This window comes from Sorangium sp. So ce128 (assembly GCF_051525245.1).
Classification (GTDB): domain Bacteria; phylum Myxococcota_A; class Polyangia; order Polyangiales; family Polyangiaceae; genus Sorangium; species Sorangium cellulosum_B.
The window spans coordinates 6,165,414-6,177,302 of sequence record NZ_CP150313.1 but is presented as its reverse complement, the minus strand read 5'-3'; the positions used below and the strand labels follow the sequence as shown (position 1 = coordinate 6,177,302).

General features: G+C 74.7%; 7 protein-coding genes. All 7 read left to right on the top strand.

The genetic code is table 11. The annotated features are described in order from the left end of the window. The first annotated feature begins 5 nt into the window (after positions 1-5). The 7 genes from WME82_RS23340 to WME82_RS23310 all read left to right on the top strand — a co-directional run bounded on the left by WME82_RS23340 (position 6) and on the right by WME82_RS23310 (position 11,885). On the top strand, positions 6-1,082 hold the full coding sequence (locus tag WME82_RS23340) for a DUF4190 domain-containing protein (protein ID WP_438044605.1): 1,077 nt from the start codon (positions 6-8) through the stop codon (positions 1,080-1,082). A gap of 56 nt (positions 1,083-1,138) precedes the next feature. Beyond that, positions 1,139-1,447 (top strand): hypothetical protein, encoded by a 309-nt coding sequence (locus WME82_RS23335; protein WP_437747689.1) that lies wholly within the window; start codon positions 1,139-1,141, stop codon positions 1,445-1,447. Between the two features lie 78 nt (positions 1,448-1,525). Next, positions 1,526-2,587, top strand: a complete 1,062-nt coding sequence (locus WME82_RS23330; protein WP_438044604.1) for a tetratricopeptide repeat protein — start codon at positions 1,526-1,528, stop codon at positions 2,585-2,587. Further along, complete coding sequence (locus tag WME82_RS23325) at positions 2,587-3,603, top strand: hypothetical protein (RefSeq protein ID WP_438044603.1); 1,017 nt, start codon at positions 2,587-2,589, stop codon at positions 3,601-3,603. The genes WME82_RS23330 and WME82_RS23325 overlap by 1 nt, the downstream gene beginning before the upstream one ends. Positions 3,604-3,696: 93 nt before the next feature. Continuing rightward, positions 3,697-5,352, top strand: a complete 1,656-nt coding sequence (locus WME82_RS23320) for a serine/threonine-protein kinase (RefSeq protein WP_438044602.1) — start codon at positions 3,697-3,699, stop codon at positions 5,350-5,352. A gap of 178 nt (positions 5,353-5,530) precedes the next feature. After that, positions 5,531-10,909: a hypothetical protein gene (locus WME82_RS23315; protein ID WP_438044601.1), complete on the top strand. Its 5,379-nt coding sequence runs from the start codon at positions 5,531-5,533 to the stop codon at positions 10,907-10,909. After that, a complete protein-coding gene (locus WME82_RS23310; protein ID WP_438044600.1) occupies positions 10,899-11,885 on the top strand; it encodes a S66 peptidase family protein in 987 nt (328 codons plus the stop codon). The genes WME82_RS23315 and WME82_RS23310 overlap by 11 nt, the downstream gene beginning before the upstream one ends. Positions 11,886-11,889 lie beyond the last annotated feature (4 nt).

Here is an 11,889-nt window from a genome sequence, read left to right as displayed (position 1 = left end):
AGAGCGTGAGCCACGCATTCGGCCCGACTCAGCCACCGCCGAACCGCGATGCGAACGAGCCGCCTGCAGCGCTCAGGGACGTGCAGATGGGCGCCCTGCCCTGCGAAAGCGTGCCGCCTACCGGAGTGCCGCCCTGCGACACGGTCGCGGCCCGCGGGCGCGTCGCGCTCGCGCCGGCAGCAGCGCAGCCGAGCCGCGCGCAGGCGGCGCGGCTGATCATCCAGGATCCCTACCTCACGCCGCCGCCTCCGCCGGAGCGACGGCAGCTCTCCACGCTGGCCGTGAGCTCGCTCGTCGCGGCGCTGTTCGGGCCGCTCGGGGCGATCGCCGCGATCGCCTTCGGCTGGGCGGCTCGCCGCGAGATCGAGCAGGCCCCGGCCGTGCGCAGGGGGTACGCGCTCGCCAGCGTCGGGCTCGCGCTCGGCGTCCTGCTCACGCTCTGCTGGAGCTCCGCGATCGGCTTCGGCGTGTGGATGTGGAGCACCCATCACAGCGGAGAGACGGCCTCCGCCCTCCCGGAGGGGGAGGCCTCGCCGGAGCCGGCGAGCACGGCGTCGCCGTCGATGCCGCTGCCGGAGGCGCCTCCTCCGGCGGTGCAGCCGAGCGGCAGCGTCCCTCAGCACACGACCCACCGGCGCATCGGCGGGGTCTCCATCGTCGATATCGGCGTCGACGTGTCCGTGCTCAGCGAGGAGCTCGCCAAGCAGCGCGCAGAGGCATACGCCCAGGGCGAGAAGGTCCTCGTGATGACGACGAGCGATCCCTGCGAGCCGTGCCGCGGGGTCGACCGCTCGCTCGGCGATCCGCTGATGCAGACGGCCCTCCGGAGCGTGCGGCTCGTGCGCGTGGACATCGATCTCTTCAAGGAAGATCTCGATCAGATCAAGGTGCCGCGGCGGCTGTATCCGGGCTTCTTCCTGCTCTCGCCGGATCTTTCCCCGCAGGACGGGATCAACGGCGGCGAGTGGGACGACGACATCGCGCGCAACATCGCGCCCGTGCTGGGGGCGTTCGTGCGGGGCCAGTACACGACCCGCCGGCAGCCGTGGAACCCGCTGCCCGGCTCGGGCATGCGGCTCTGAGCCGGGTCGCGCGCGGTGACGAGCCCCTCGCGCGCCGGACAGGGTAAGCTCGGGCTGTGAAGCGCTTCGGCCAGCTCGCCCTCTTCGCCCTCTGCGTCGCGTTCAGCGTCTCGGCGGTCTACAACGTCGTCTCCGACAACGCCGACGTCGAACGGAGGGCGGCGCTCGTCGCGTGCGGCGAGGACGGCGCCGCGAGCGCGCCGGAGCCGCGCCGCGCGAGCGAGGGCTGCAGAGCCCAGATGACGCGGCTGGAACGGACGCCGTTCGGCCAGACCTTCGAGTTCACCACGGCGAAGCGCACCGTGGACGTCAGGTGCGAGCGGGCGCTCGTGTTCGCCGGCGAGTACAGCTGCAAGCTCAGGTGATCGCCGCGGCGGCGGCCTTCACCCCGCCCGCCGCAAGACGCCGTTATCCGCGCGGAAGTTACGCTATGGTGGGCGGCCGTGACGAGCCACACAGCGCGCTTGCTTCGCTCGATCGGCTTCGAGGCCGGGCGCATCGTCGTGTGCTTCGCCTCCGCGGTCGTCGCCGCCGCGGCGGTCGCCCACAGCGCGCCGTCGGCGCTGGCGGCGCAGGTGCCCCCGCCGGAGCCGCTCCGCGCGCCTGTGGTCGCGCCCGCCGCCCCGCCCGCGCAGCCGCCGCAGGGCGGCGGGCCGAGCCCTCCCGCCCCGCCGCCGCTCTCGCGAGACGAGGAGGAGAAGCGGCTCCGCATCGAGCGAGCGACGGCGCTGCACGACGAGGCGCAGCGGCGCTACCAGCACGGCGAGTACCGCGCGGCCATCGCGAAGCTGGAGGCCGCCGTTGCGCTCGATCCCGAGGGCAAAGAGCTCATCTACAACCTGGCGATGATCCACGAGCGGCTGGGCGAGATCGACGAGGCCGAGCGCTACTACCGCCGCTACCTCGACATGGAGGCGCTCCCGAAGGCGCGTGAGGAGGTGCACGCGGTCCTCAAGCGGCTCAAGGGCGCGAAGCGGGAGCTCGCCAGCGCGAAGCCGCCGCCGTCCGCGCCCGCGAAGGCCGCCTCGGTCTCCACGGCGCTGCCGTATTTGCCGCGCTCGCCGCGCCATCCCGTCGCGGTCGGCAGCGCGATGCCGCGCGCGACCTGGCTCGGCGTCAGCGGGGGCATCGCCGCGGGGTCGCTCGTGGTCGGCGGCGTCTTCGCCGCGCTCGCCTTGGCGCGGGATCCCGGCGCCGGCGAGCGCACCGGGGCCGGCGTCTCCATCACCGACCTGCAGGCCGACGCGAGCGCCGCCCACCGGTGCGCCGTCGCCGCGGATGTCGCCTTGCTGATCGCCGGGCTCTCCGGGGCAGCGGCGCTCTACCTGTACCTGTCTCCCGGGGCCCCCGCGGCGAGCCCGGCCGCTCGCGGGGCCTCGGCCGTCGGCGCGCGTGCGCTGACGCCGGGGCAGGATCGCCGTCTCCCGCGCGACGCCGGTGCAGGGGCGCAGGGGATCCGCCTGTCGCTGGGCGCCGAGGGAGCCCGGCTCCGGGTGCAGTTCTGATGCGCCCCAGCGCCGCGCGGCGCAGGCTGCTCCGCGCGCTCGCCGCGCTCGTGTCGCTCGGCGCCGGGTGCGAGGTCCTCGTCGACGGCACGCTGGGCCCGGTGCGCTGCACGGACGAGGGCGCGCTCGGCCCGCCGGCGTGCCCCGAGGGCGCCGTTTGCAGGGACGGCGCCTGCGCCGAGCAGCAGCTGGAGCGCGCGCTGGGCGCGCGCTGCGCGCGGCACGAGGACTGCGGAGCGCTCGATTTCTGCCTCGATCCCGCGCTGTTCGACGTCGAGGGGCCGCGCGGTTGCTCGCGCGCCTGCTGCAGCTCGAGCGACTGCGATCCTGCCCGGGATGCGGTCTGCTGGATCCCCGACGGCGGAGGGAGCGGCCTCTGTCGCATCGGCCGGGAGGTCGGCCGGCCCGACGTGGGCGCGCGGCTCTCCGGCGCGCCTTGCGCCGCGCCCGGCGACTGCCGATCTGGCATCTGCAACGACGGCGCCTGCGTCGACGCCTGCTGTTCCGACACCAGCTGCGCCACGAACGGGGCGGCGTGCCGGCTCACGACGGGCCTCGTCGCGTCCGGTCCGGCCTGGGCGTGCCAGGCCGCCGCCTTGGGCGATGGAGGCTACTTCGAGCCGTGCGCTCGGGACGAGGACTGCGCGTCCGGGCTTTGCGCGCAGGTTGAAGGGAGCGGCCGCTGCACCATCCCGTGCTGTGGCTCGGAGATGTGCCCGGACACGCCCGGCGAGGTGAGGCAGCGCGTCGGCTGCGCTGAGCTCGCGATCGACGGACGCTCGACCGTCCGCGCGTGCATCACGCTGCTGTCCGGGGACAGCCTCGCGGCCACCGGCGCTCCGTGCTCCACGCCCGAGGACTGTCGGAGTGGTATGTGCATCAAGGATCCTGAACAAACGCAGCGATTCTGTAGCGACGTCTGCTGCAGCGATGCGTCCTGCGGCGACGCCGCGTTCTTCGGCTGCCACCCGCGAGCGACAGGCGAGTCGTGGGCCTTGCGATGCGAGCCCAAGTAACGGACGATCCCCCCCATCGCGGTGGTAGTTCGTGCAGCTGACGGCCAGTTCCCAGCCAGCGCCCCCGGGTCGCCCGGCGAGCCCAGCAGGGCCATGGCGCTGATTTGCCCGCGCTGTCACCACCTCGGTGCCGTCGCGCTGGAGGGGAGGAGCTCGTCCAGCCAGCTTCCGTCTCCCACGGGCGAGCGCGGTTCCCAGGACGGCCAGAGCGCGAGGCTGCCTCGTTGCCCCCACGACGGGCTGGCCCTCGTGAGCCGCGAGGTGCTCGGCGAGGCCGACGGAGATCCGTTCCTGGGGATCACGATCGCGGATCGGTTCGTGATCGTGGGCAAGCTCGGCGCCGGCTCGATGGGCACGGTGTACCGCGCGCGCCAGGAGGCGATGGGCCGCGACGTGGCCATCAAGATACTGCGGTCGGACAGGGCCTTCGACGCGCAGGCGAAGGCGCGCTTCACCCGCGAAGCGCGCGCGATGAGCCTCCTCCGGTCGCCGCACACGGTCACCGTGTTCGATTTCGGCGAGATCGTGGACGACGCGACGGACGCGGCCTTCGGCCGCGGTCGCTCCGCAGAGCAGAGCTCGCCCGTGGAGGGGACGACGTCGAGCAGCGGCTCCCTCTACCTCGCGATGGAGCTGCTCGAGGGCGAGTCGCTCGGTCAGCGGCTCAAGCGCCTGCGGCGGCTGCGCCTGGGTGACGCCGCCCGCTTCGCGCGGCACGCGCTCCTGTCGCTGGCCGAGGCGCACGACAAGGGGATCATCCACAGGGACCTCAAGCCGGACAACCTGTTCCTTGCGAGGCCCCCCGCGGGCGAGCACGAGGAGATCGGCAAGGTGCTCGATTTCGGCATCGCGAAGGTGATGACCGGGACAGAGCGGCCGGTCGACGCCCTCGAGACCCAGGCAGGCACCGTCTTCGGGACGCCGCGGTACATGTCGCCGGAACAGGCGCAGGGCAGGCCGCTCGACGCGCGGAGCGACCTCTACTCGCTCGGCGTCCTGCTCTACCAGATGCTGGTCGGGAGGCCGCCGTTCATCGACGACGATGCGGTCGTCGTGATGGCGAGGCACATCAAGTCGTCGCCCGTGCCGGCGAGCGAGGCCGCGCCGGACGCCAGGATACCGCCGTCGCTCTCGCATCTCCTGCAGCGCGCCCTGGCCAAGCGGCCCGAGGATCGGCCGCGGAGCGCCCAGGAGTTCATCGCCGAGCTCGATCGTGCGATGGACGAGGCCAGGCCGAGCCTCGACCGCGAGCGCCTCGGCCCGGCTCAGCCCGCCGAGGCCGGCGCCACGAGCGAGCTGCTCGCGGTCGTAGGCGACGGCGAAGGCGCCGCGCAGGCGCCGAGCACGCTGCGTCGTGCGCAACGGAGGCGCACCCCGCGCGTGGCCGTCGGCGCCGTCGCCTTGACCCTGATCGTGATGGCGCTCGCCGTGCGCGAGCTCCGCCGGCCTGCGGACGACAGCGCGCGCAGCCTTCAGAAAGGGGTAGCGCTGGAAGCGAGGGCACTCGCGAGCGCGATCTCGCGCGCCGACCCGCCGCCCGCCGCCGCGCCGACGGCGCCGGCGCTGCCGCCTGCCGCGCCGACGGCGCCGGCGCTGCCGCCTGCCGCGCCGACGGCGCCGGCGCTGCCGCCCGCCGCGCCGCCCGCGGGGGCCGCCAGCGCGGCGCCCGCGCCCACGGGCGTACCCTCGGCGTCGACACCGAGGCGAAAGCCAGCGCAGCCGCGCAAGCCGTATGTGAAATTCGACTGATGACGGCACGCGCGCGGGACCGCTGCGCAAGGCCGACGTGGGCCCCCGAAGGCCCGCTCTTCCATGGAGTCCCGTCGCGCGAGAGACAGCGGCGTCCAATCGCGAAGGACGCCGAGAGTCGCTGTACGAGCCGGAGGCTAACGTGTAACTTCGCCGCGCACCGATGGATCCCCGGGAGATGGAAACGCTCGTCCAGCGGCTCGTCACGAATCCGCATGACGGGGAAGCCCTGGCGTATGCTCACCGAGCCGGGGAGCAGGACCCGCGCTCGTACGCCATGCTGCTCGAGCGCGTCGGCAGCTCCACCGCAGATCCATCGTACGCGGCGCACTGGCTGAGCGAGGCCGCGAACGTGTGGTCGACCACGATCGGCGACGCGCACCACGCCGCGCGGACGCTCATGATCGCCATCGACAAGGATCCGACGCAGCGGACCGCGGCGGAGCGGCTGGCGCAGCTCTACCGCGACAAGGGCGATCAGAAGGCGCTCGTCGCGCTCCTGGAGCGGCTCGTCAAGGCGCTCACGCCGCTGCTCTTCGAGCGGCCCGAGGTGCGCGCGCAGGTCTCGACCCTGCACGAGGAGCTCGGCCGGCTGTGGAGCGAGCCGCCGCTCTCGCGGCCGGAGCGCGCCCTCGAGAACTGGCGCCGCCTGGCGGAGCTCGATCCGCACAACGTCTACGCCATCTACGCCGCCCGCGAGATGCTGAAGGCCCAGCAGCAGTACGCCGAGGCGATCCCGTACTTCGCGATGGAGCAGGCGCTCGTCGACGATCCGGATCGGCGGCTCGCCCTGCTGCGCGACGAGGCCGACATCCGGCGCCGCGCCGGCGATCTCGCGGGCTCCGCCGTGGCGCTGCGGAACGCGCGCGCGTTCGTGCCGCACGACATGGGGCTCATCCAGGCGCTCGGCGTCGCCATCGTCGACCGCATCGAGGCGGGCGAGCCGGTGCCGCAGCCAGAGCGCGACGAGGCCGCGGAGCTCTTCGTGGCGCTCGCGGAGACGTACGACGGGGAGTACGGCTACTCGTACTCGGTCTACGCCCTCCGCGCGGCGCCGGGGCACGATCGCGCGATGCAGCTCGCCGACCATTACGGGAAGCAGCTGGGCCGCATCGCGGAGCTCCGCCCGCGCTACCTCGCCTACCTCCAGGTCAACCCGAACGGGTTCATGGCCCCCGAGGCGCGCAAGCGGGCGTCCGTGCCGCCCCCCCCGCGGCTGCCGTCGGCGCCGCCGCCGCCCCTGGGTGTGGCTGCCGCGCCTGCGCACCGGTCGTCGGTGCCGCCCAGCGCGGGAGCCGCCCATGCGTACGTGTCCGTGCCACCCTCGGGCGTCCTCTCGTCGCCGGTTGCCGCTGGGCTGGTCGAGCCGGGGGTGGCCGCGTTCGCGCCGGCGTCTTCGTTCGCTCCCGCGCCGGGGTCGACGGCGCCGGACACGCTGGCTTCGCCCGCGGATGCCGCGGCGCCGGCCTCCGGGGGGGCGTACGGCCTGGCCGGCGCCGCGCCGGCGCCTGATGCCTTCGGCGGCTCGGCTCCCTCGGAGGCGCTGCAGCCGCCGAGGGAGGAGCCGGCCGAGCTCCGCAAGCCGCTGACGCTCGCCAAGCTCCGCGAGGTGCTCAAGGGCGAGCCGGCCAACCCGGACGTGCTCGCGCAGGTCGAGGAGCAGCTGCGCCAGAAGCGGATGTTCGTCGAGCTGCGGGACGTCCTGCTCGCGGCGGCGCGCGTCCCCGAGGCGCCCATCGAGCGCAGGAAGGCGCAGCTGCGCGACGTCGCCGGGCTTTGCGAGGCGCAGCTGCGCGACGTCGACTCGGCGGTCCAGGCCTGGAAGCTGCTCTCCGAGCTCGATCCCGGCGACGCGCAGGCGCAGGCCGAGCTAAGGCGGCTGCTCGAGCGGAGCTCGCGGTGGGACGACCTCGCCGCGCTGCTCGAGCACGACGCCGCGGCGACGGCCGACGTCGCGCAGAGGGTCGAGATCGAGAAGGCGCTCGTCGCGCTCCATGAGCAAAAGCGCCGCGACCCCATCGCGGCCGCGGAGGCGTGGGTGCGGATCGCGGGCCTCACGCCTGACGACGGCGCGGCGCTCCTGTCCGCCGTCAAGCTCTTCGAGCGCGGCGAGCGCTTCGATCTCGCTGCGCGGGTCCTCTCCGACGCGACCTCCTGGTTCCAGGGGAAGCTGAACCACGGACCGCTCCTTCAGAAGCTCGGCGAGCTCCGGATGCGGCTCGATGAGCCGGGCGCCGCCGGCGACGCCTACGGTCAGGCCGCCGAGCTGCTGCGCCAACCGAGGCTGTGGGAGCTCGCGCAGAAGGCCTACGTCGCGGCGGGGCGGCTCGCCGAGGCGGCGAGGGCGCTCTGCGAGCGCGCGCTGCTCGCGGACCGCAAGGCGCGCCCGGCGCTCCTCGTCCAGGCCGCCGAGCTGCTCCTCAGCGCCGGGGACATCGACGGCGCGCTCGACCGCGTCGAGCGCGCCATCGAGATCGATCCGGCGACCGACGCCGCCCCCGCGATCGAGGATCTCTACCGGCGCGCCCATCGGTGGCCCGAGCTCGTGCGGTTCCTCCTGAGCCGGGCCGAGGTGCTCGGTGACAGGGCGGAGCGCGTCGCGGCGCGGCGGGCCGCGGCGGCCCTGCAGCGCGAGCTCGGCGATCGCGACGGGGAGCGCGCGACGCTCACGCTCCTGCTCGCCGACGGCGATGACGCCGAGGCCATCGAGCGGCTGGCCCAGGACGCAGGCGAGCGTGGCGATCACCAGCAGGGCGCGGAGCTCCTCCGCAAGCTCGGCGATCTGACGGACAGCGAGCCCGGCAAGATCTCGCTCGCCCTGCGCGAGGCGCGCATGCTCGCGGAGGGCCCCGGCGACCTCGAGGCCGCGATCGCGCGCTACGAGGCGGTCGTGGCGACGCTCGATCCGCAGAACCGGATCGCGCTGCAGGGGATCGCCGATCTGGAGGAGCGGCGCGGCAACCCGAGGGGCGTCGCGGGCGCGCTCGAGCGTGAGCTCGTGCTCGTGTACGGCCACGACCAGGTCGAGATCGCGCAGCGGCTCGCGGCGCTGTACGAGGGCCCGCTCGACGATCCGCGCGGCGCCGTCCGGGCGCTCGAGATCGTTCACGCCGTCGAGCCGGACGACCTCGACGCGGTCGCCCGGCTCCTGCGGCTCGCCGAGCGGCTGAACGACTGGCCGAAGGTCGCGCGCCTGATGGCGATCCTGATCGAGGTGGAGGGCGACGACGACGAGGCGTCGCAGATGACCCGGCGCCTCGCCGAGATCCTCGACCAGCAGCTGGGCAAGAGCGACGAGGCGCTGGCGCTCCTGGAGCGGCTCGCCGATCAGGGCGACGAGCCGTGCCGAGAGGCGTACGTCGCGCTCGGCGATCGGCACGGGTGGAAGGGGATCGTCGCGACCAAGCTGGTCGCCTGGAACGAGTCGATCGCGCGCGCGGGGCGCGAGGTCGCCCTGCGCGGGGCCTTCGAGCGTTTCGTGGAGGTCGGTCGCCAGAAGGACGCCGCGCGCGTGGCGATGGAGCTCGCGCGCTCCCGCACCGCCGACGCCGGCCTCGCGGAGAAGCTCGAGGCGATCGCGGTGGAGCTCCAGGATCGCGAGGCCCTCACCGTCGCGCACGAGCTCCTCGCGAGGGATCTCTCGGGCGCGGCCCGGGCGGCCGAGCTCGTGCGGCAGGCCGAGGTCCGGGTCTCCGTGGGCGCCGATCCGCTGGAGTCGATCCACCACGGCGAGGGCGCGCTCGCGAGCGTGCCGACCGCCGAGGTCGAGCCGCTGCTCCAGCGGCTCGCGGCGCTGGCCGAGGCCCCGGGCCTCATCATCGATCTCTTCGAGCGCCAGGTCAGCCGGTGCCGCACGCCGGCCGATCGCCTCGCGGCGCTCGTCCGCGCCGCCCAGATCGCCTGCGGGCGTGGCGCCATCGACCGGGCGAGGAGCTTCTTCGAGCTGGCCCTCGGCGGCGGCGTCCAGGAGGAGACGATCGCCACGCTCGAGCAGGTGGCGCGGGACGACGACGAGCGGTCGCGGTCGACGGCGCTGCGCACGGTCCTCGCCGAGGCGCTCGCGGCCGGCGGCCAGGGCTCGCGCGACGGCGGCCGCACCCGGGCGGCGCTCCTGCGGCGCGCGGCCACGATCGCCTACCAGGATCTCGGCGACGTCGACCGCGCCTTCGGCTGGCTGGGCGGCGCCGTGCTCACGCAGGTCGACGACGCTTCGCTCGACGCGCTCGAGGCCCTCGGGCGCGACGTGGGCGACCTGCCCCGCGTCGGCGCGACGCTGGACCGCGCGCTGGACGAGGTCTTTGACGGCCCGCTCGTGCGCAAGCTCCTGCAGCGTCGCGCCAGGCTGCGGCGCGACGTGCTCGGCGACCGGCAGGGCGCCGCGGCGGATCTGAAGAAGCTTCACGATCTGTCGCCCTCGGATCAGGACGTGGTGAACGACCTGTCGGGTCTCCTGCTGGAGCTCGGCGATCACCGCGGCATGATCCAGCTCTACGAGGACCAGATCCTCCGCGGCCGCGATCCGGCGCAGCGGGCGGAGCTCGCGCGCAAGGTGGCGCGCCTCTGGGAGGAGGAGCTCGGCGAAGCGCGCGAGGCGGCGGACGCCTGGCGCCGCGTCCTCCGCATGAAGGCGGGTGATCCGGACGCGACCGCGGGCCTCGAGCGGGCCAAGACCGGCAAGCTCAAGCGCACCCCGCCGCCTCCTTCGCTGCCGACGCGCGCGCCGGGCCCGCCGCTGACCGAGCCGCCGCTCGCGCCCCGGGCGCCGGCGCTCGAGACGCTCGGCCTCGAGGCCGGCGCGGTGGCGGCGGTGAGCAACGGTTACGCGGGCTCCGAGGCGCACGAGGGCGTCGAGGCGCAGCCGGCCGCGGAGGCGCAGCCGGTTGCGGAGGCGCAGCCGGTTGAGGCGTACCCGGCGGCGGAGGCCTACCCGGCGGTGGAGGCGTACCCGGCGGCGGAGGCGTACCCGGCGGCGGAGGCGTACCCGGCGGCGGAGGCGTACCCGGCGGCGGAGGCGTACCCGGCGGCGGAGGCGTACCCGGCGGCGGAGGCGTACCCGGCTGTGGAGGCGTACCCGGCGGCGGAGGCGCTGTCGGCTCCCCAGGCGCAGCCGGCGGACGCCGCCGCCTCGCAAGCGCTGCCGGTCGAGCCGGAGCAGCAGGTCTGGGCCTACGGCGTCGCTGCGCACGCCGACGCGGCCGACGCGGGCAGCGGCGCTGCCGATGTCGATGTGGTTCTGCGCGAGGGACAGAGGCTCCCTCTGGATAGCGCCACCCAGGTCATCCACGTTGCTCCGGCTGCGTATTCCGATGCGCCAGCCGCTCCCGCGCAGTGGTCGGAGTTCGACGCTCACGCAGGGCCGCAGACGCTCGGCGACGTCGATAACGGCGAGGCCTATCGAGCGCACGATGAGGCGCCCCTCTCGGCCCCTGCGCTGCCCGTCGCGCCCGCCGCCCCCATGGCGCCTGTCGTGCCGCCCTTACCTGGCTCCGACGCGATCGACGTCGACACGGATGCGGAAGACGTGGAGTTGATCGACGACGACCCAGGTGCTCGCTAGCTCTCCCCCGCCGATCCTGCCCCCGGCGCTACGGCCGGGCGATACCGTCGCGGTGATCGCCCCTTCCAGCCCGTTCGAGCACGTCCTCGCGCGGGTCGGCATCGGCTGGCTCGCCCAGCGCTACCGCGTCCTCTTCGACGCGGGCGAGGGGCCTCCGTTCGACGGCGACGGCCGGCGAGGCGGGCCGCCATCGTTGTCGGCGCCCTCCCATCACGGGCTGTTCGCGCGGGCCGGGTACCTGGCCGGCAGCGACGCCCGGCGCAGCGACGAGCTCGCCCGCGCGCTCTCGCACCCCGACGTCAGGGCCATCTTCGCGGCCCGCGGCGGCTACGGCGCGAACCGGTTCGTCCACCGGCTCGACTGGAGCGCCCTCGCAGCGCACCCCCGCTGGATCGTCGGCTTCTCCGACGTCACGGCCCTCCACGTCGAGGCAGCGCGCGCGGGCGTGGCGTCGCTTCACGGCGTCCATGTCACCGCGCTCGGGCGCGGCGACGCCCGCGCCCGCGCCGCGCTGATCCGCGCCCTCGAAGATCCGCGGGGTGAGCGCCGCTTCGACGGCCTCACCACGCTGCGCGCCGGCGTGGCCGAGGGGCCGCTCTTCGGCGGCAACCTGGCCCTGCTCCACGCCTGCGCCGCCGCGGGGCGGCTCCGGGTCCCGGAGGGGTGCATCCTCCTGCTCGAGGACGTCACCGAGCGGCCCTACCGCATCGATCGCATGCTCGCGACGCTGGAGGTCGGCGGCCACCTCGCCCCGGCCGCGGCGGTGGTCCTCGGCGACTTCGATCAGTGCGCCCCAGGCCCCGACGGCATCACGGTGGACGAGGTCCTCCGCGACAGGCTGCTCCCGCTGGGCATCCCCGTCGTCGCCGGGCTGCCGATCGGCCACGGCCATCGCAACGAGCCCGCCATCCTCGGCGGCCACGCGCGCGTCCTCGCTCACGGCCCCGACGCCGCGGTCACGCTGGCGGGCGCCTGAGCGC